The sequence below is a fragment of the Janthinobacterium sp. GW822-FHT07H10 genome, from assembly GCF_058798675.1.
This window is the reverse complement of sequence record NZ_JBXAKS010000003.1, coordinates 426,455-445,016: the sequence shown is the minus strand read 5'-3', so window position 1 is coordinate 445,016 and position 18,562 is coordinate 426,455. Positions and strand designations below refer to the sequence as shown.

Below are 18,562 nucleotides of genomic sequence, written 5' to 3'. Positions count from 1 at the left end.
CGATGAATGGGGCTGATGATGAATGCCGGTATTATCCCGCAAACGCCATCAGCGTGCCAGCGAACTAACTGTAATCGCGGATATCGTCGATGACCTTGCCATCTTGCGCCAGGCTGCCCAGCGCCACCAGCACGACGTCGCCGCGCAGCTTGGTCAGTTCGCGGATCGAGCCGATGATGGCTTCCACGCCGCTGGCGTCAAGCGGATCGGCGACTTCGCAATGCAAAGTCATCTCGTCGTTGGCCATGCGCCCCGACACCACCAGCCGCGCCTTCCTGATCTGCGGGTGGCGGCGCGCGATTTCGTGCACCTGCGATGGGTGCACGAACATGGCGCGCACCTTGGTGGTCTGGTCGGCGCGCCCCATCCAGCCCTTGATGCGCGTATTCGTGCGGCCGCACGGCGAAGCGGGGGCGTCCGTCAGCACGGCCGACAGGTCGCCCGTGGCGAAGCGGATCAGCGGGTAGTCGGCGTTGAAGACGGTGACCACCACTTCGCCCACTTCGCCGGGGGCGACGGGGATGCCGCTGCCCGGATGGACGATTTCCAGCAGTACGTTCTCGTCGATGACCATGCCCGGATTGAGCTTGCCGTTGCTGGCCGTTTCATAGGCGATGCTGCCGATATCGGCCGAGGCGTAGGTCTGGAACACGTGCGGCACGCCGTTGGCGGCGAACCAGCTGCGCAAGGATTCGGGCAGCGCTTCGGCGCCCATCACGGCATTCCTGACGCTGCTGATGTCGGCGCCCATCTCGCGCGCCTTCTCGATGATCAGTTTTAAAAACGACGGCGTGCCGATATACGTGTCGGGCTTGAGGTCAGCCATCGCCTGCACCTGCATTTCCGTCTGGCCGATGCCGGCCGGGATGACGGTGCAGCCGATGCGCGCGGCGCCCCCTTCGACCATGAAGGCGGCCGGCGTGAAATGGTAGGAAAAACAATTCTGCAGCAAGCCGCCGGCGCGCACGCCGGCCGCGTACATGGGCCGCGCGAAGCGCCACCAGTCGGGCCCCCGGCCTTCCGGATCGAAGATGGGGCCGGGCGAGACGAACACGCGCGACAGGGCGTTCTTGGGCGTCGTGTTCAGGCCGCCGAAGGGCAGCGCGCCGTGCTGCAGCTGCTTGAGGTCGGATTTGCGCGTCACGGGCAGCTGCGCCAGCGCGGCGCGGCTGGTGATGTCGGCTGCATTGACGCCGTCGAGAATGCGGGCCCAGCCCGGCGCCTTTTGCGCGCGCGCGATCAGCTGCGGCAGGCCGGCCATCAATTCGCGTTCGCGTGCTTCGGGGGCGCGTGCCTCCAGACTGTCGAGCGTATCGGTCATGTTGCGGATTCTCCAATGTCACGTTGCAGTTTTTTCGTCAGCCTGGCAAAAATCAGGCTGTAAGAGCGATGCAGCAGGGCGGCCATTTCGGCGTCGTCGAGCGCATCGGGGCTGGCGATATGCACCCATTTGGCCCGCGCCAGGTACGGCGCCGGGCGAATGCCGGGGCGGTCCGTCAATTCCAGGAAGCGTTCGGCATCGACCTTGAAGCTCATGCCGCGCGTGCTGTGCGCTTCCGCGCCGCACAGCGCGAACAGCCTGCCACCGACGGAAAACGCCAGCACGTTGCTCCATTTGATGTCTTCTGTCGCGCCGGGAAAGCCGCGGCAGACCCGCTTCGCCCGTTCCAGGTCCATGCCGTCCCTCCTGCGTCAGGCCAGCCAGCGCTTGCGGCGGCGGTAGAACTTCATGTCGCGGAAGCTCTTGCGCCCGGCGCTGGACACGCCCAGGTAAAACTCCTTGACGTCCTCGTTGCTGGCCAGTTCCTGCGCCTGGCCCTCCATCACGACGCGGCCGTTTTCCAGGATGTAGCCGAAGTCGGCGTAGCGCAGGGCCACGTTGGTGTTTTGCTCGGCCAGCAGGAAGGAGACGTTTTCCTTGTGGTTCAGGTCCTTGACGATGCCGAAGATCTCTTCGACGATCTGCGGCGCGATGCCCATCGATGGCTCGTCGAGCAAAATCATCGACGGCTTGGCCATCAGCGCGCGGCCGATGGCGCACATCTGCTGTTCGCCGCCCGAGGTATAGCCGGCCTGGCTGCTGCGGCGGGTTTTCAGGCGCGGGAAGTAGTGGTAGACCTTTTCCAGCGCGTCCTTCAGCTCGCCGCGCGACAGGCTGCGCGTGTAGGCGCCCGTCAGCAGGTTTTCCTCGATCGTCAGGTGGCCGAAACAGTGGCGCCCTTCCATCACCTGCGACAGGCCGCGCTTGACCAGTTCGTTCGGCGTCAACTGGTCCACGCGCTCGCCCTTGAACTGGACTTCGCCCTTGGTGACGTCGCCGCGCTCGCCGCGCAGCAGGGTCGAGATGGTTTTCAGGGTGGTCGACTTGCCGGCGCCGTTCGCGCCCAGGAGCGCGACGATCTTGCCTTGCGGCACTTGCAACGACACGCCCTTCAAGACGAGGATCACGTGGTCGTAGATGACTTCGATATTGTTGACCGACAGGTAGGGCGGCGGCGCGTCCGCCTTGACCGGGGCTTGCGTGGCAGTGGGTATCATGGCTGCTTCGTTTTCATAGGGTGTTGGCTTGTCGGATTACGGCCTGCGGCCTGATCCGACCTACGATGTATCTCGGTAGGTCGGATGAGCGCCCTGCGCGCAATCCGACACCACCCCGAAAGCCGCTTACTTCATGCAAGCGGGCGTGATCTTCTTCTCTTCCGCATACTTGGCCGACGATTCCTCGACCAGCTTGCGCACCAGGGCCTTGTCGCCGACGATCCATTTCGGCGTGATGGCGGTCCACTTCTTGCCATCCCACTGCTGCACCTTCACGGCGCCCGAGCCTTCATGGTCGTCGCAGCTGGTTTTCACGGTGGGGAACATGCCCAGCGCGCCGACGGCCTTCTGGCGCGCATCGTCGACGTTCAGGTTTTCCAGGCCCCAGCGCATCTGTTCGCCCGTGATGGGCTTGCCCTTGCCGAATTTTTCCTGCGCCACGCGGATCGCTTCCACCCACAGGATGCCGGCCGTCACGCCGCGCATGTGGTAGACGGAGCCGATGCGCGCCTGGTCGGCCAGGTTGCCCTTGCCGCTGGCGTACAGCTTCTTGCGGATATCGTCGAGCACGGGATAGTTGCCCGGCGTATTGAAGCTCATCGCCGTGTAGCCCTTGGCCGCGTCGCCTGATGGAATCGTGTCTTCCTCGGAACCGGCCCACCACACGCCCAGCATCTTGTCGCGCGGGAAGCCGTTGCGCTGCGCCGTCTTGATGGCGACGGAATTCATCACGCCCCAGCCCCACAGGATCACGTGGTCAGGCTTGGCCTGGCGGATCTGCAGCCATTGCGATTGCTGTTCGCTGCCCGGCGGCGCGACGGGAATCTTGATCAGCTCGAAGCCGTACTGCTTGGACAGCGCTTCCAGCACGGGCAGCGGTTCCTTGCCGAAGGCCGAATCGTGGTACAGGTGGACGATCTTCTTGCCTTTCAGCTTGTCCATGCCGCCATCCTTGTCGCCCAGATACTTGATCATGGCGGCCGCCTGGCTCCAGTAGCTCGAGATCAGCGGATACACGTAGGGGAAGACCTTGCCGTTGGCGGCGTCCGAGCGGCCGTAGCCGATCATGGTCATGGGGATCTTGTCCTGCGCCACGCGGTCGAGGATGCCGTAGGCGACGCCGGTGGACAGGGTTTCCACCAGGGTCGCGCCGCCCTGCTTGGTTTTCAGGCGCTCATAGCACTCGACGCCGCGCGAAGGGTTGTATTCGGTCTCGCATTCTTCCCAGCTGATCTTGACGCCATTCACGCCACCGGCCTGGTTGACCAGGTTGAAGTAGTCGATGATGCCGCCGTAGAAGCCCGAACCGCCGGCCGCGTACGGACCCACGCGATAGGACGGCAGGGCGATGTACTGTTCCTTCGCCTGTGCTTGGGCGCTGCCGGCGATGGTGAGTGCGGCACTGGCGATGGCGGTGGCCAGCATGAGCGATTTGATGTGTTTCATTGTGTCTCCTCTTGTTTTATTTGGTATTCAAGTGAACCGACATCGGACTGCAAGGTACAAATTTTTAATGCGGGAAGGGCCAAAGGCGCAGTTTCTCTTTCGCGATCTGCCACAGCCTGGCCAGGCCGTGCGGCTCGACGATCAGGAAGAAGATGATCAGCGCGCCGAACACCATCAGTTCCAGGTTCGAGGCCACGCTGGTGGGCAGCGACAGGCCGTGGGCGACGATGTTCAGGAACACGGGCAGCAGCACGATGAAGGCCGCGCCGAGGAAGGAGCCGAGGATGGAACCGACGCCGCCGATGATGATCATGAACAGGATGCGGAAGGACAGGTCCAGGTTGTACGCTTCCGGCTCCACCGTGCCCAGGTAGGCATACGCATACAGGGCGCCGGCCACGCCGCAATAGAAGGAGCTGACGGCAAACGCCAGCAGCTTGGTGCGCATCAGGCGGAAACCGATCACCTCGGCCGCCATGTCCATGTCGCGCACGGCCATCCACGAGCGTCCCACGTTCGAGCGGATCATGTTCTTGGCCAGCAGGGCCATGACGGCGACGATGGCCAGCACCAGGATGTATTTGCTCTGCGGCGTGTCGAACTGGTAGCCGAGGATGGTCATTTTCTGCACCGTGATCACGCCCGACGAGCTGTAGTTCGTCAGGTAGGGGATCTTGGTCAGGCACCAGACGACGAAGAACTGCGTCGCCAGCGTCGAAGCGGCCAGGTAAAAGCCGCGGATGCGCAGCGAAGGCAGGCCGAAGGCGATGCCGACCATGGCCGCGCACAGGCCGCCCAGGATGAACGACACCAGCAGCGGCAGTCCCGGCAGGCGCGCCATGAAGTTGTACGAGGCGAAGGCGCCGACGGCCATGAAGGCGGCCGTGCCCAGCGACAGCTGGCCCGCGTAGCCGGTCAGGATGTTCAGGCCCAGCGCGGCCAGGGCGAAGATCAGGAAGGGGATCATGATCGCCGACAGGATGTAGGGCGTGGCGAAATACGGCAGGAGGAAGACGGCGGCGAGCAGCGTGGCCGTCAGTGCCAGGCGGTCTTGCCGGATCGGGAAGATCTGGTTGTCGGCCTGGTAGCTGGTCTTGAATTGTCCTGCTTCACGGTAAATCATGGCGTGTCCTTTGCTGGCTGTTTTGGCTGTTGTCGGGTTACGCGCCATGCGCTAACCCGACCTACGATGCTGTTACGGTGGCGTTATATTCGCCGGATGATCTTCTCGCCGAACAGGCCTTCCGGACGCACCAGCAGGAACAGCAGGGCCAGCACATACGGGAACCAGCCTTCGATGCCGCCGCCGACCATGGGGCCGATGTAGACTTCGGCCAGCTTTTCCGAGGCGCCGATGATCAGGCCGCCGACGATGGCGCCCGGCACCGAGGTAAAGCCGCCGAGGATCAGCACCGGCAGCGCCTTCAGGGCGACGAAGGTGAGGGCGAACTGCACGCCGTTGCGGGCGCCCCACAGCAAGCCTGCCACCAGGGCCACCAGGCCCGCCACGCCCCACACGACGGCCCAGATGCGCTGCAGCGGGATGCCCACGGCCAGCGCCGCCTGGTGGTCGTCGGCGACGGCGCGCAGGGCGCGGCCCACCTTGGTCTTCGAAAACAGCAGGGCCAGGCAAATGACCAGCAGCGCGCAGACGGCGGCCGCCACCATGTCGAACTGCGAGATGTTGATGTCGAAGTGGTCCATCAGGAACTGCATCGGCACGTCCTCGATCGGCAGGTCCAGCTTGTGCACCTGCGAGCCCCACATCAGCTGCGCCAGGCCTTCGATGAAGAAGGTCAGGCCGATGGTGGCCATGAACAGCGTGATTTCGGGCTGGTTGACGAGCGGGCGCAGGACCACCCGTTCGATCGCCATGCCCAGCGCTATCATGGTCACCATCGTCAGCGGGATGGCCAGCCACAGCGACAGGCCGAACTTGTCCATGATGCCGACGCAGGTGAGGGCGGCAAAGAACACCATCGCGCCCTGCGCGAAGTTGAACACTCCCGAGGCCTTGTAGATCAGGACGAAGCCGATCGCCACCAGTGCGTACATGACGCCCGACAGCAGGCCGCCGATCAGCACTTCAAAGAAAAAATTGATATTCATGGCTATTCCTCGTCTAGTGCGCCACGCCGAGATAGGCGTTGATGACATCCTGGTTGCTGCGCACCTCGTCGGGCGTGCCGTCGCCGATCTTCTTGCCGTAGTCGAGCACCACCACGCGGTCGGAGATATCCATCACCACGCCCATGTCGTGCTCGATCAGCACGATGGTCGTGCCCAGCTGGTCGTTGACGTCGAGGATGAAGCGGCACATGTCCTGTTTTTCTTCCACGTTCATGCCGGCCATCGGTTCATCGAGCAGCAGGATTTCCGGCTCGGCCACCAGCGCGCGGCCCAGTTCCACGCGCTTTTGCAGGCCGTACGGCAATCGTCCCACGGGCGTCTTGCGGATCGCCTGGATTTCCAGGAAGTCGATGATTTCCTCGGCCTTCTTGCGGTGCTCGATTTCCTCGCGCCGCGCCGGTCCCCAGTACAGGGCCTGCAGCAGGAAGTTCGACTTCATCTTCAGGTTACGTCCCGTCATGATGTTGTCGAGCACCGTCATGCCCTTGAACAGGGCGATGTTCTGGAAGGTGCGCGCGATGCCGGACTTGGCGGCCTGGTAGCAATCCATGCCGCGCCGGTGTTCGCCGCGGTAGATGATCTCGCCCTGCTGCGGGCGGTACACGCCGTTGATCACGTTGAGCATCGAGCTTTTGCCGGCGCCGTTCGGGCCGATGATGGCGCGGATTTCATGCTGCCTGACATCGAAGGAAATATCGGTCAGCGCCTTCACGCCGCCGAACGACAGCGAGATATTCTTCAGGTCCAGGATCACGGGGCCGGTCTTGCGGGCCGTGCCGAAATGGACATCGGGTTCGTTCATTTGCATCGTGCTGTGCTCCATCATGCGGCCGCGCCCAGGGCCGGATACGTTTTGCTGTCCCAGATCTGCAGGTCGGCGCTGGTCGAACCGGTGCGGCCATCCTCGAATTTCACCTGGGTCTCGATGTATTGCGTCGCCTTGCCCTCATACAGGGCAGAGATCAGCACCGCGTACTTTTCGGCGATGAATTTGCGGCGCACCTTGCGCGTGCGGGTCAGCTCGTCGTCGTCCGGATCGAGTTCCTTGTGCAGCACCAGGAAGCGGTGCACCTGGGTGCGGTCCATCAGCGGGTCGGCCGCCAGTTCGGCGTTGACTTGCTCGATGCAGTCGCGGATCAGGCCATACGTCTCGGCGCGGGCCGCCAGGTCGGTGTAGCCGGAATAGGCGATGCCGCGCCGCTCGGACCAGTTGCCGACAGCTTCGATGTCGATGTTGATGAAGGCGCAGACCTGGTCGCGCGCATGGCCGAAGGCCACCACTTCCTTGATGAAGGGGAAGAACTTGAGCTTGTTTTCGATGTAGTTCGGCGCGAAGATGGCGCCGCAGTTCATCTTGCCCACGTCGGCCGCGCGGTCGATGATTTTCAGGTGGCCTTCGCTGTCGAAGACGCCCGCGTCGCCCGTGTGGAAATAGCCGTCCGCGTCAATCACTTCGCTCGTCGCGTCGGGGCGCTTGAAGTAGCCGCTCATGGTCGCCTGCGACTTGACCAGCACTTCGCCGTTGTGCGCCAGTTTCACTTCCACGCCCGGCGCCGGCAGGCCGACGCTGTCGAACTTGATATTGCCGTCCGGTTGCAAGCATACATAGGCGCAGGTTTCGGTGGAACCGTACAATTGCTTGAGGTTGACGCCGATCGAGCGGTAGAAGCGGAACAGGTCGGGGCCGATGGCGGCGCCGGCCGTGTAGGCGACGCGCACGCGCGTCAGTCCCAGCACGTTTTTCAGGGGGCCGTAGACGAGGATGTCGCCCAGTTGATAGCTGAGGCGGTCGGCCAGCGAGACTGGCTTGCCATCCAAAATCTGCGCGCCGCAGCGCTTGGCCACGTCCATGAAATGGCTGAACATGCGGCGCTTGATGGCGCTCGCATCCTCCATGCGTATCATCACGCTGGTGAGCATGTTCTCGAACACGCGCGGCGGCGCGAAATAGCAGGTGGGGCCGATTTCGCGCATGTCGATCATCACCGTGTCGCCCGATTCGGGGCAGTTGACGGTGAAGCCGGCCACCATGGCCTGCGCCAGCGAGAACAGGCAGTCGCCGACCCAGGCCATGGGCAGGTAGGACAGGATGTCTTCGTTGTCGGTAAGCTGGTCGAAGGCCACGCCGCCTTCGCCGGCGGCCAGCAGCGCCGTGTGGCTCTGGCATACGCCCTTGGGCTTGCCGGTGGTGCCCGAGGTGTACAGGATGACGGCCGAGTCGCTGCCACGGCCTGCCTCCACGGATGCCTCGTAAAAGCCCGGATGTTCGCGGTCGTAGACCCGGCCCAGCGCCTGCAGGCCGGCAAAGGAAATGAGTTCGGGCTGGCGGTAGTGGCGCATGCCCCGTTCATCGTCGTAGGCGATGTGGGCGACGTGCGGATACAGTGCCTGGAGTTCGAGCAGCTTGTCGACCTGCTCCTGGTCTTCGACGATGGCGTAGCGGATTTCCGCATCCTGCAGCACGTAGGCCATGTCGGCGGCCGGCGCGTCCTGATACAGTGGCACCGGTACGCCGCCCAGGCTCTGCGCGGCCAGCATGGCCCAGTAGAGGCGGGGACGGTTGTCGCCGATGATGGCCAGGTTCATGCCGCGCTGGAAGCCGATGGCGGCCAGGCCGCAGGCCAGTGCGCGCACCTCGTCGTTGACTTCCAGCCAGGTCCAGGTTTGCCAGATGCCCAGGTGTTTTTCGCGAAATGCGGGCTTGTCGGATCGTACCGTCCCGTGTTGCAATAAGCGCCGCGGAAAAGTCGGCATTGTTGCTGTGGTATGCGTTTGCACCAGTGTCTCCCTGTTGCTTGTCTCAGGCCCCACCTCGTTGGATGGCGCTCTGTGTTTTTTATGTGTAAGGCGTTTGTGCAATGATAGTAGCTTGCGTTAGTTTGCCAAGTTGTCTTTTCGGGGACATTTACCCACTTTTCGATGGTGCATCGCACAATGACCAATCCTGATATCAGCCTCAAGGATGCCGTGCGCGCGGCCAACTGGGCGCAGCTGCTCGATCCCGTGCAAATGGCCCGGGTCGAGGCGGATGTGTTTGAAACCTTCGTGCCGAAAGGCGGCTTTGTGTGCCGCAAGGGCGAACCGGTGGACAACTGGATCGGCGTCATCAGCGGCATGGTCAAGATGAATAATTTTTCCGCTTCCGGCAAGGCCATGACCTTCATCGGCGTGCCGCCCGGCAGCTGGTTCGGCGAAGGTTCGCTGCTGAAAAACGAGATCCGCAAATACGACACCATGGCCCTGCGCGACACGCGCGTGGCGCGCCTGCCCGGCGCCACCTTCCACTGGCTGCTGGAAACAAGCCTGCCATTTACGCGCTTCCTGCTGATGCAGCTGAACGAGCGCCTGGGACAGTTCATCGGCATGGTGGAAAACGAGCGCCTGCTCGACCTGAACACGCGCGTGGCGCGCTGCCTGGCGTCGATGTTCAATTCGCACCTGTACCCGGGCGTGGAAACGCTGGTGCAGCTGTCGCAGGAAGAGATCGGCCTGTTGTCCGGCTCCTCGCGCCAGCGCGCCAACCAGGCCTTGCAGGTGCTGGAAAAGAAAGGCTTGTTGCGCCTCGATTACGGCGGCATCCGCGTGCTGGACCTGGAAGGCTTGCGCCGCTACGAGGCCGATGATGGAGAGTGATGTGTCGATGGACGAAATGAAGCGCCTGACCGAGCAGCACTACCAGTCGTTCCTGCAGGCGCGCCTGGCCGGCGCCAAGGCGCTGGCGCGGCTGGACGCGGCCATGCGGGCGCGCCATGCCCTGCTGCCGATGCCGCTGACCCTGCGCGAACTGGCCTTGCTGCCGCAGCTGTGCGATGCCTCGCTGCTGGCGCTGGCCCGCTCGCCGCACAGCGGACACTGGAGCCGCGACGACATCGGCGACACGGATCCCGCGCAAGTGCTGGCCGAAGACGTCGCGTATGCGGAGTTTTCGCGCGCCATCCTGGAGGGAGCGGCGCGGCACCTCGACGCCATCCATGCCGGCCAGCTGCCATATGTCGCCGACGCGGCCTTTGCCACGGCCGATTCCGGCGTGCTGGCGCGCGCCGCGCGTGTGGCGTCCTACCGCGATGAGGGCTGGTTTGCGCCCGTCATCGCCACCTTGCTGCCGCAGGCGTGCGTGGCGCCCGGCACGGCCAGGAGCGCGCCATCGCAGTCGCTGGCCATGGCCCTGGGCCATGGCGTGGAAACCATCCCCACGCCGGCAAGCGTGGAAGCCCTGCGCACGGCGCTGGCGCAGGTGCGTCACGCGGGCATACGCAAAAAACTTGAGCGCAATCTGAAGCCGGCGGAAAAAGCCCTGGCCAGACGCGCATAGCCAGGGCCGGGAAGGCGCTCGCCATGCGCAGTGCCTTGCCCGGGCTAATCGGGGTATCATAGGCGCTTCCCAGCACCGCTCTTTTCGTCCCCATGCAGACACCTGACCAAGCCACTCCCGCCTCCCGTTTGTCGCAACTGCGCGGCGCCATGCGCGCGCAGAACATCGACGCCTGCATCGTGCCGTCGGCCGACCCGCATTTGTCCGAGTACCTGCCGGCCCGCTGGCAGGGCCGCGAGTGGCTGTCGGGCTTTACGGGGTCCGTCGGCACCCTGGTCGTCACGCAGGAGTTTGCCGGCGTGTGGACCGATGGCCGCTATTGGGAGCAGGCGGAGACGGAACTGGCCGGCAGCGGCATCGTCCTGAAGAAAATCCCGTCCGGCGCCAGCGTGCTGTATATCGACTGGCTGGGCGAGACCATGCTGCCGGGGCAGACGGTGGCCGTCGATGGCGCCGTGCTGGGCCTGGCCAATGCGCGCCTGCTGCAACAGGCGCTGGGCGCGCGCGTGACCCTGCGCACCGATACCGACCTGCTGCAAGCCGTGTGGCCGGAGCGTCCGGCCATGCCCACCGCGCCCGTGTATGAACATGCGGCGGCCTATCCATCGCTGTCGCGCACGGAAAAACTGGCGGCCCTGCGCGCCAGCATGGCCGCGCACGGCGCCAGCCATCACGTGATTTCCACGCTGGACGATATCGCCTACCTGTTCAACCTGCGCGGCGCCGACGTGAACTACAACCCCGTCTTCCTCGCCCACGCGCTGGTGGGGCCGGAACGCGCCACCCTGTTCGTCGCCGACGGCAAGCTGCCGGCGGCCCTGCGCGCCAGCCTGGAAGCACAGGGCGTGGACGTGGCCGCGTATGACCGCGCGGGAGCCGCGCTGGCCGCCTTGCCCGCCAGCGCCACCCTGTTGCTCGACCCGCGCCGCATCACGTTCGGCACGCGCCAGGCCGTGCCCGGATCGGTGCGCGTGGTGGAAGCCATCAATCCCACCACGTTCGCCAAGTCGCGCAAGACGGACGCCGAGGCAGCCCACGTGCGCGCCGCCATGGAGCACGATGGCGCCGCCCTGTGCGAGTTTTTCAGCTGGCTCGATGCCACCCTGGCAGACCCGCAGCGCGCGCCATTGACGGAAATCGGCGTCGACGAGCACCTGACGGCCGCCCGCGCGCGCCGCGCGCATTTCGTCAGCCCCAGTTTCGGCACCATCGCCGGCTTCAATGCGCATGGCGCCATCATGCATTACCACGCCCATGCGGATTCGGCCGCCACCATCGAGGGCGACGGCTTGCTGCTGATCGACTCGGGCGGTCAGTACCTGGGCGGTACCACGGACATCACGCGCGTGGTCCCTGTCGGCAGCATCACGGCAGAGCACAAGCGCGATTTCACGCTGGTCTTGCGCAGCATGATCGCCCTGTCGCGCGCGCAGTTCCCGCGCGGCGTGAAGTCGCCGATGCTCGACGCCATTGCCCGCGCGCCGCTGTGGGCCGAGGGCATCGACTTCGGCCACGGCACGGGCCATGGCGTGGGCTTCTTCCTCAACGTGCACGAGGGGCCGCAATCGATTTCCCAGTCCGCCATGCCGGAGCCGCAGACGGCCATGGAGCCGGGCATGATCACCTCCGTCGAGCCGGGCATCTACCGCCCCGGCCAGTGGGGCATCCGCATCGAGAACCTGGTGCTCAACGTAGCCGCGGGGACGACGCCGTTCGGCGAATTCCTGTGCTTCGAAACATTGACCCTGTGCCCGATCGACACGCGCTGCGTGGAACGTGCGCTGCTGCGCGACGACGAGGCGGCCTGGCTGAACGACTACCACGCCACCGTGCGCGCGCGTCTGTCGCCGCTGTTGTCCGGTGACGCGCTGGCGTGGCTGGAACAGCGCACGGGAGCCATCTGATGCGCTCGACCCGTGCCACCTCCGCCATCGAGCGGCTCAAGGAACGCAGCGGCAACCGCCTGTACACGATGGCGCGCACCGGTGACGAACTGTTCTTCCTCACGGAGGGCCCCGGCTTGCCGCCTCTGTGCCCGCCGCTGGAACTCGACGCCTTTGTCGCCTTCGTCAATGGCCTGGGGCCGCAAAAGGCGCGCCGCGTCAGCAAGCTCGATGTGGCGTTTGAAAAGCAGCTGACAAAAAAACCTTAGCATGCCAACCATCGACTTCCTGCGCGCCTACTGGTCGCCGGCCGAGCTGGCGACGAATGGCGTGATCCTGCTGAACATGCTGGGCGCGCTGCTGCTGGGTTTGCTGGTGGGCTACGAGCGCTCGTATCACGGCCGCGCGGCCGGCATGCGCACTTACAGCCTCGTCTGCATGGCCTCGGCAGCGCTGACGGTGCTGGGCGGCTACCCCGAGTTCTGGTACGGCGGCCATGGCGCCATCGTCGGCAGCGATCCGACGCGCGTCATCCAGGGCATCGTCACGGGCGTGGGTTTCCTCGGCGCCGGCGTCATCATGCGCGAGGGCTTCAACATCAGCGGCCTGACGACGGCCGCCTCGATCTGGGCCTCGTCCGTGATCGGCATCATGGTCGGCATCGGCTTTTATCTGTCGGCCATGGGGCTGGCCTTCCTGTGCGCGATGGCGATGATTTTCCTGTCGAAACTGGAAAACTGGCTGCCGTCGCGCCACGCCGTGGCCATCACCATGCGCTTCAAGCGCGACTTCATTCCGCGCGAGGATGCGCTGCGGCGCATGGCCGCCAAGCGCGGTTACGATATCGCCGGCGGCTCGCTGACCATCGGCAGCACCGACGGCATGCAGGAGTGGCGCTTCGTCGCCATCGCGCATGGCAAGAACACGGGCGCCAGCCTGTCCGCCATGTCGGCCGAACTGGCCGCTTTCGAGGGCATCGCCGGCTTCCAGCTGTCGCATGCCCGCAACTAGGTTGCACGTTGACAAGGATGAGCATGGATACGCAGGCGCAGGCAGTACTCGATTTCTGGTTTTTGCCACCGGACGAGCCCGGCTACGGCCAGGCGCGCGCGGCATGGTTCCGCAAGGATGACGGCTTCGATGCGCAGATACGCGACCGCTTCGGCGCGCTGATCGATGCCGCCATCGATGGCGGCCTGCGCGACTGGGAAGCGACGCCGCACGGCGCGCTGGCGCGCCTCATCGTGCTCGACCAGTTGACGCGCAATGTCTACCGCGGCACGCCGCGCGCGTTTGCCGGCGACCCCCAGGCGCTGGCGCTGGCCGTGTCGATGACGGAGCAGGGGCTTGACCGGCAACTGGCGCCGATGCTGCGCGCCTTTGTGTATCTGCCGTTCGAGCATGCGGAAGACCTGGCCATGCAGGCGCGCGCCGTCGAACTGTTCCAGCTGCTGTCGCAGGCGCAGCCGGGTTTTGACGGCATGCTCGATTATGCCGCGCGCCACCAGGAGGTGATCGCCCGCTTTGGCCGCTTCCCGCACCGTAACGCCATCCTCGGGCGCGCGTCCACGCCGCCGGAGGTGGCATTCCTGCGCCAGCCCGGTTCCAGCTTCTAGGCAGCCATGAATGTGACCCTCAATATCATCGGCGCCGGCCACGTGGGCCGCGTGCTGGGCCGCCTGTTCGCCGGCGTGGACGGCACGCATGGCGGAAACATCCTGGTGCAGGACGTGCTGACGCGCTCGATGGCGTCGGCGCAATCGGCCGTCGATTTCATCGGCGCCGGCACGCCCGTCGACCGCTATGCGGCCTTGCGGCATGCCGATGTCACGCTGCTGGCTGTCTCCGACGACCAGATCGGCGCGGCCTGCGCGGCGCTGGTGGCCGAGGGACGCCAGGCGGGCGCCATCGTGTTTCACTGCAGCGGCGCGCTGGCCTCGAACGTGCTGCTGGCGGCCACGCAGGCCGGTGCATCGGTGGCCAGCGCCCACCCGATCCGCAGCTTTGCCGACCCGCAACAGGTGGCCGCCACGTTTGACGGCACATTCTGTGGCGTGGAGGGCGATGCGCTGGCGCTGGCCTTCCTGACGCCGGCCCTGATCGCCATCGGCGCGCGTCCCGTGCCCATCGATCCGGCCGCCAAGACCCTGTACCACGCCGCCGCCGTGTTTGCCAGCAATTACCTGGTGACGGTGCTCGATGCCGCCCTGCGCGCCTACCAGGCGGCCGGCATCCCCGAAGCCGTGGCGCGCGAACTGGCGCAGCCCCTGGTGACGGAAGCGGTGGCGAATGTGTTCCGCCTGGGCGCGGCCCCCGCGCTCAGCGGCCCCATCGCGCGCGGCGACCTGGCGACCGTGGCGCGCCAGCAGCAGGCGGTGCAGCAATGGGATGCCGCCACGGGCGAGTTGTACCGGTCTCTGGTGGCGCCCACGCAGGCGCTGGCCCGGCGCAAGCGCGCGCAGTCAATCGGCGACTGACTCAACTCGCATGGACGCCATTGCGTCCATGCTGTTTTGCCTGGTACAGGGCGCTGTCGGCGCGTGAAAAGAAGGCCGATTCGCTTTCGTCCAGCCGGTATTCGGCCACGCCCAGGCTGATCGTCACGGGCACGTGCGGCGCCGGCATGCCGAAATCGTGGCGTTCGACGGCGGTACGCAGGTTTTCCGCCACTTCCAGCGCCTGCGCCAGGCTGCAATTGTTCAGCAGTACCAGGTATTCTTCGCCGCCCCAGCGCGTGATGACGTCGCTTTCGCGCACGGTGGCGCGCGCTACGTCGGCCACGCCGCGAATGACCTTGTCGCCCCACAGGTGGCCGTGGGTATCGTTGACGCGCTTGAAGAAATCGATGTCGAAGAGGATGGCCGACATCGGCTGCGCCTGGCGCCTGGACAGGAGCATGGCGCGCTGGAACAGCAATTCCAGCGACTGGCGGTTCAGCAAGCCGGTCAGCGCGTCGGTGGAAGCGATGCGCTCGATGCGGCGCTGGTAGCGGTTCACCGTCAGCAAGGTCAGGACCAGTACCAGCAGGGTGACGCCAAAGCTGATGGCCAGGTTCAGGATGAACACGCGCTGCAGCGACCTGACCTCGTCGCTGACATTCTGCTCGACCACCAGGTACCAGCCCAGTTCGGGGATGAAGCGCGAGTTGACGAGGATTTCCGCGCGCCCCAGCTGGTAGGACAGGTGTGTCGGCGCGCTCTGGTGGTTGATGATCTGGCCGGCGATGGCGCTGATGCCGGGCAGGTTGCGGATATTGCCGTGGCCGTCGCGCATGCTCTTGCCCGCCAGGACCAGGTTGCCGCTGCCATCGACAAAATAGATATTGCGGTGGAAGCGCGCCTGGTAGCGGTCGATGATGTGGCTCATGGTGGCCAGGGTCAGGCCGATGCCGGTGGCGCCGATGAACTGGCCATGGTAGTCATACACGCGGTGGTTGATGAAGATGGTCATGCTGTCGCGGTTGGCCATGTCGACGTCGACATTCGTTTCATAGTCGCTCTTGTCCATGGCGCGCACGCGGTAGTACCAGATGTCGCGCGTCGCCTGCGGGCTGACGGATTTCAGGGTGCCTTCGGCGTAATAGTATTTGCTGCTCTTGTCGGAGACGAGAAAGCTGGTGATGGCGCCGTACTTCCTCTTGACTTCGGCCAGGTAGCGCACGATCTGCGCCGGATCGCGTTCGCCGGCAAGTATCCAGTCGCGCACGAAGGTGTCGTGCGCCATCAGCGAGGAGATGAAGACGGGGCGCAGCATGTCTTTCTGGATTTCGGAATAGATATTGTCGCCCGTCAAGGGCAGGGTCTGGTCGGCGATGCCGTGTTCGATGGCCTCGCGCGACGCCAGGTAGCTGGCCAGGCTGGTGGCCAGGAAGCCCGCCCCCAGAATCAGGGTCAGGAGCAGCAGCAGGCGGTACTTGATCGACAGAAGGCGCATGGAGACGGGTATGGGGCAGGCCAGGGGCGCGCGGATCTTGGCCCAGACGATAGGGCCGGGGGGCAATCTTGACGCAAGCCAAAAGTATGCAGCAGGCCGAGTATTGGCGCAATGATAACTAGATTTATTGGCAATTTACAGCGGGTGGCGCGACAAGATAACCACGATTTACCAAATAAAAGTGCCGATTTGTCGACAAAGATGCAAATTGGCAATAAGATTTGATGAGGGGAATCATCGCGCACCGCCCCTGTCCTGCCGCCCGTTTCCGGCGCAGGGCACCACGCGCAGGGAGTGTTGCATGTTATTTTTAAAGAGTACGTCCGTCAGCAAGGCCCCCGGCATTTATGAAGTCGATATCGCCGCCAAGCCGCCAGGCAAGACCTTCGGCGTGTTCCTCGCCACCGACCCCGACAATCCACCGCATGCCTTGCTGGGACAACTGAAGGCGCTCGGCTACGAAAACACCTATAGTTCGCCTTACCTGCACAAGGACCAGGGCAAGGTGCTCGATCTGCATTTCCAGAAGGATGGCACGGACATCTTCAAGGGCTGGAAGACGGACGAGTGCACGCACAACCTGGCGGCCATCACGGCCCTGTTCGAGGAGCATGGCATCGCCATCGCGCCGCGCGTCATGTCGATGGCCGAAGCCTACGCCTAAACGCCTGTCAACACCGGCCGCGCGTCGTGATTTGTGGCCGCCGATGCGCTGCTTCGGCGGCCGCGCGCATTCGCACGGCGCCGCTTCTCGGGCCGGCGGGGGCGCCGGGCCTCACTGCCGCTCGCGACGGCCTTGCCTGGCGTTGTAGATAGATCAAGCCGTTTCCACACCGATGTGATACAGGGCCCACGGGCAACTGGCGAAACGTTCGGCCAGGGGCAGGGCCGCCACGGCCGCGATGCGGTCCGCATCGTGGATGGCCCACAGCGGCCCCAGGCCGCCGAGCGCCATCGGCTGCCCGTCGAGGTGGGTGGCGACAATAAAACGCTGCGCGCGCGCCTGTGCCATGGTCAGCGCCGCCGCATAGCCATCGACGCCGCGCAGCAGCAGGCGCACGGACTCTTCCTCGGGCGCACCGGCCGCCTTCAATACCTCGACCAGTAGCGGTCCGCGCAGGGCGTGTCCCTTGCCGTCATATTCCAGCGTGGGATGGATGGTGCGTGCCGGCAAGTTCGCCAGCGCCGCGAAGTCGAACGCCCGCGCCCGCTCAAAGCTGATTTTTTGCTTGTGCATCATCTGGTCGCGCACGGCGTCGAACGGACCCCGGTTCGGCTTGTCGATGCTGCCCGTCACGGTCAGCAGGGCCGGACCACGCGGGCCGGCGGGGGCCGCCCAGCCAATGGCGGGCAGGGCGGTGGCAGCCAGGGCGGCGGCGAGAAACTGGCGTTTGTGCATGCACCTCTCCTCTTCGTTGGAATTCAATTGTTCTCTTAAGTCTAGCTTAAGTTCGCTCAACGGGGCGCATTTTGTCGTTATTGTCAGTTTGGAATGTCGGCTTACATCTTGTCACAGTTCTTACGGAATGGAGAAAGACGTAGCTTTTTTCGGCTGTTATTGTGTATGCATCGCACTTCGCTGAACTGCGAATTCAGGCACCATTCACTAATTGAAAGAGAGAACATGATGAAAAAGAAAATCCTGTTTGCAATGATCGCTTCCGTTACCGCACTGACCGGCATGAGCGCCGCGCACGCCGAAGGCGCCTATGTGGGTGCCGGCATCACGGGCAACCGTTATAACTTCGATATTCCTGGCGCCACCAGCGCCGATAATCACAGCGGCTACAAGGCCGGTGCCAAGGTCTTCGCCGGTTACGATTTCGATAAAACCTGGGCGATCGAGGGCGGCTACGCCGATTTCGGCAGCAAGGATTACAGCTATGTCACCAGCGCCGGCAATGGCAAGGTGAAGAGCGATTCGCACGGCTACTACCTGGCCGGCAAGGCCACCATGCCCGTGACGGACAAGGTTGGCGTGTTCGGCAAGCTGGGCGTGGCCAAGGTCAAGAATAGCCTGAGCGGCACCGGCCTGTCGACCGGCATCAGCGGCAATGACAAGACGGGCGTGTACGCTTCCGTCGGTGCGCAGTACGCGATCAACGAGAAAGTCTCGCTGACGGCGGAAGTGGAACACTTCGGCAAGAGCGCCGACCAGGGCCGCAAGGCTACGGGCCTGGCACTGGGCGCCCGCTACAATTTCTAAAAACCGGCTGCGCCGCGCGATTTGGTCTGCGATGCGCACTGTGCCTCGGCACAGTTGCGTTTCTCGGCTAGAACTCGTTGTCGCTGGCTACGGTTTTAAGAACTGTGCTGAAAA

General features: G+C 64.5%; 19 protein-coding genes. 9 read left to right on the top strand and 10 right to left on the bottom strand.

Annotated features, from left to right (window positions below):
- Positions 1–64 precede the first annotated feature (64 nt).
- The 8 genes from AC1RDJ_RS09775 to AC1RDJ_RS09740 form a co-directional block, all read right to left on the bottom strand.
- Positions 65–1,321 (bottom strand): phenylacetate--CoA ligase family protein, encoded by a 1,257-nt coding sequence (locus tag AC1RDJ_RS09775; RefSeq protein WP_071325868.1) that lies wholly within the window; start codon positions 1,319–1,321, stop codon positions 65–67.
- Entirely contained in the window at positions 1,318–1,677 is a 360-nt protein-coding gene (locus AC1RDJ_RS09770) for an MmcQ/YjbR family DNA-binding protein (RefSeq protein ID WP_071325867.1), read from the bottom strand. Before AC1RDJ_RS09770 ends, AC1RDJ_RS09775 begins: the two co-directional genes overlap by 4 nt.
- 15 nt (positions 1,678–1,692) lie before the next feature.
- Positions 1,693–2,538: an ABC transporter ATP-binding protein gene (locus tag AC1RDJ_RS09765; protein ID WP_071325866.1), complete on the bottom strand. Its 846-nt coding sequence runs from the start codon at positions 2,536–2,538 to the stop codon at positions 1,693–1,695.
- Positions 2,539–2,664: 126 nt separating this feature from the next.
- A complete protein-coding gene (locus tag AC1RDJ_RS09760) occupies positions 2,665–3,984 on the bottom strand; it encodes an ABC transporter substrate-binding protein (protein ID WP_071325865.1) in 1,320 nt (439 codons plus the stop codon).
- A gap of 64 nt (positions 3,985–4,048) precedes the next feature.
- Positions 4,049–5,107, bottom strand: a complete 1,059-nt coding sequence (locus tag AC1RDJ_RS09755) for a branched-chain amino acid ABC transporter permease (protein WP_071325864.1) — start codon at positions 5,105–5,107, stop codon at positions 4,049–4,051.
- An 83-nt stretch (positions 5,108–5,190) separates the two neighbouring features.
- Positions 5,191–6,087, bottom strand: a complete 897-nt coding sequence (locus AC1RDJ_RS09750; RefSeq protein WP_198044010.1) for a branched-chain amino acid ABC transporter permease — start codon at positions 6,085–6,087, stop codon at positions 5,191–5,193.
- A 19-nt stretch (positions 6,088–6,106) separates the two neighbouring features.
- Positions 6,107–6,922 (bottom strand): ABC transporter ATP-binding protein, encoded by an 816-nt coding sequence (locus AC1RDJ_RS09745; RefSeq protein WP_071326766.1) that lies wholly within the window; start codon positions 6,920–6,922, stop codon positions 6,107–6,109.
- A 14-nt stretch (positions 6,923–6,936) separates the two neighbouring features.
- Positions 6,937–8,868, bottom strand: a complete 1,932-nt coding sequence (locus AC1RDJ_RS09740; RefSeq protein WP_493027311.1) for an AMP-binding protein — start codon at positions 8,866–8,868, stop codon at positions 6,937–6,939.
- 180 nt (positions 8,869–9,048) lie between these two features.
- On the opposite strand from AC1RDJ_RS09740, the gene AC1RDJ_RS09735 reads away from it, so the two are divergent.
- The 7 genes from AC1RDJ_RS09735 to AC1RDJ_RS09705 all read left to right on the top strand — a co-directional run bounded on the left by AC1RDJ_RS09735 (position 9,049) and on the right by AC1RDJ_RS09705 (position 14,786).
- Positions 9,049–9,747, top strand: coding sequence for a Crp/Fnr family transcriptional regulator (locus tag AC1RDJ_RS09735; RefSeq protein ID WP_070218973.1), 699 nt, complete (start codon positions 9,049–9,051; stop codon positions 9,745–9,747).
- Complete coding sequence (locus tag AC1RDJ_RS09730) at positions 9,734–10,426, top strand: hypothetical protein (RefSeq protein ID WP_493027310.1); 693 nt, start codon at positions 9,734–9,736, stop codon at positions 10,424–10,426. The genes AC1RDJ_RS09735 and AC1RDJ_RS09730 overlap by 14 nt, the downstream gene beginning before the upstream one ends.
- A gap of 92 nt (positions 10,427–10,518) precedes the next feature.
- Positions 10,519–12,330, top strand: a complete 1,812-nt coding sequence (locus AC1RDJ_RS09725; protein ID WP_493027309.1) for an aminopeptidase P family protein — start codon at positions 10,519–10,521, stop codon at positions 12,328–12,330.
- Positions 12,330–12,578: a hypothetical protein gene (locus AC1RDJ_RS09720; RefSeq protein ID WP_071325858.1), complete on the top strand. Its 249-nt coding sequence runs from the start codon at positions 12,330–12,332 to the stop codon at positions 12,576–12,578. The genes AC1RDJ_RS09725 and AC1RDJ_RS09720 overlap by 1 nt, the downstream gene beginning before the upstream one ends.
- 1 nt (position 12,579) lies before the next feature.
- On the top strand, positions 12,580–13,320 hold the full coding sequence (locus tag AC1RDJ_RS09715; protein ID WP_071325857.1) for an MgtC/SapB family protein: 741 nt from the start codon (positions 12,580–12,582) through the stop codon (positions 13,318–13,320).
- Positions 13,321–13,337: 17 nt separating this feature from the next.
- Complete coding sequence (locus tag AC1RDJ_RS09710) at positions 13,338–13,925, top strand: DUF924 family protein (protein WP_493027308.1); 588 nt, start codon at positions 13,338–13,340, stop codon at positions 13,923–13,925.
- A 6-nt stretch (positions 13,926–13,931) separates the two neighbouring features.
- Entirely contained in the window at positions 13,932–14,786 is an 855-nt protein-coding gene (locus AC1RDJ_RS09705) for a Rossmann-like and DUF2520 domain-containing protein (protein WP_493027307.1), read from the top strand.
- A 1-nt stretch (position 14,787) separates the two neighbouring features.
- On the opposite strand, the gene AC1RDJ_RS09700 is transcribed toward AC1RDJ_RS09705, so the two are convergent.
- Entirely contained in the window at positions 14,788–16,308 is a 1,521-nt protein-coding gene (locus tag AC1RDJ_RS09700) for a sensor domain-containing diguanylate cyclase (RefSeq protein WP_232251000.1), read from the bottom strand.
- 235 nt (positions 16,309–16,543) lie between these two features.
- Here AC1RDJ_RS09700 and AC1RDJ_RS09695 point away from each other — a divergent pair, with 235 nt between their 5' ends.
- Entirely contained in the window at positions 16,544–16,906 is a 363-nt protein-coding gene (locus tag AC1RDJ_RS09695) for a hypothetical protein (protein WP_071325853.1), read from the top strand.
- Positions 16,907–17,059: 153 nt separating this feature from the next.
- On the opposite strand, the gene AC1RDJ_RS09690 is transcribed toward AC1RDJ_RS09695, so the two are convergent.
- Positions 17,060–17,641 (bottom strand): putative pterin-binding protein, encoded by a 582-nt coding sequence (locus tag AC1RDJ_RS09690; protein WP_493027306.1) that lies wholly within the window; start codon positions 17,639–17,641, stop codon positions 17,060–17,062.
- A 225-nt stretch (positions 17,642–17,866) separates the two neighbouring features.
- Between AC1RDJ_RS09690 and AC1RDJ_RS09685 the strand changes: the two genes are divergently transcribed.
- Entirely contained in the window at positions 17,867–18,448 is a 582-nt protein-coding gene (locus AC1RDJ_RS09685; protein ID WP_071325851.1) for a porin family protein, read from the top strand.
- Positions 18,449–18,562 lie beyond the last annotated feature (114 nt).

What these genes read in the sequence shown, in the direction of transcription:
- AC1RDJ_RS09775 (WP_071325868.1), bottom strand. Translation starts at nt 1,321, where the DNA reads ATGACCGATACGCTCGACAGTCTGGAGGCACGCGCCCCCGAAGCACGC.
- AC1RDJ_RS09770 (WP_071325867.1), bottom strand. Translation starts at nt 1,677, where the DNA reads ATGGACCTGGAACGGGCGAAGCGGGTCTGCCGCGGCTTTCCCGGCGCG.
- AC1RDJ_RS09765 (WP_071325866.1), bottom strand. Translation starts at nt 2,538, where the DNA reads ATGATACCCACTGCCACGCAAGCCCCGGTCAAGGCGGACGCGCCGCCG.
- AC1RDJ_RS09760 (WP_071325865.1), bottom strand. Translation starts at nt 3,984, where the DNA reads ATGAAACACATCAAATCGCTCATGCTGGCCACCGCCATCGCCAGTGCC.
- AC1RDJ_RS09755 (WP_071325864.1), bottom strand. Translation starts at nt 5,107, where the DNA reads ATGATTTACCGTGAAGCAGGACAATTCAAGACCAGCTACCAGGCCGAC.
- AC1RDJ_RS09745 (WP_071326766.1), bottom strand. Translation starts at nt 6,922, where the DNA reads ATGCAAATGAACGAACCCGATGTCCATTTCGGCACGGCCCGCAAGACC.
- AC1RDJ_RS09740 (WP_493027311.1), bottom strand. Translation starts at nt 8,868, where the DNA reads ATGCCGACTTTTCCGCGGCGCTTATTGCAACACGGGACGGTACGATCC.
- AC1RDJ_RS09735 (WP_070218973.1), top strand. Translation starts at nt 9,049, where the DNA reads ATGACCAATCCTGATATCAGCCTCAAGGATGCCGTGCGCGCGGCCAAC.
- AC1RDJ_RS09730 (WP_493027310.1), top strand. Translation starts at nt 9,734, where the DNA reads ATGATGGAGAGTGATGTGTCGATGGACGAAATGAAGCGCCTGACCGAG.
- AC1RDJ_RS09725 (WP_493027309.1), top strand. Translation starts at nt 10,519, where the DNA reads ATGCAGACACCTGACCAAGCCACTCCCGCCTCCCGTTTGTCGCAACTG.
- AC1RDJ_RS09720 (WP_071325858.1), top strand. Translation starts at nt 12,330, where the DNA reads ATGCGCTCGACCCGTGCCACCTCCGCCATCGAGCGGCTCAAGGAACGC.
- AC1RDJ_RS09715 (WP_071325857.1), top strand. Translation starts at nt 12,580, where the DNA reads ATGCCAACCATCGACTTCCTGCGCGCCTACTGGTCGCCGGCCGAGCTG.
- AC1RDJ_RS09710 (WP_493027308.1), top strand. Translation starts at nt 13,338, where the DNA reads ATGAGCATGGATACGCAGGCGCAGGCAGTACTCGATTTCTGGTTTTTG.
- AC1RDJ_RS09705 (WP_493027307.1), top strand. Translation starts at nt 13,932, where the DNA reads ATGAATGTGACCCTCAATATCATCGGCGCCGGCCACGTGGGCCGCGTG.
- AC1RDJ_RS09695 (WP_071325853.1), top strand. Translation starts at nt 16,544, where the DNA reads ATGTTATTTTTAAAGAGTACGTCCGTCAGCAAGGCCCCCGGCATTTAT.
- AC1RDJ_RS09690 (WP_493027306.1), bottom strand. Translation starts at nt 17,641, where the DNA reads ATGCACAAACGCCAGTTTCTCGCCGCCGCCCTGGCTGCCACCGCCCTG.
- AC1RDJ_RS09685 (WP_071325851.1), top strand. Translation starts at nt 17,867, where the DNA reads ATGATGAAAAAGAAAATCCTGTTTGCAATGATCGCTTCCGTTACCGCA.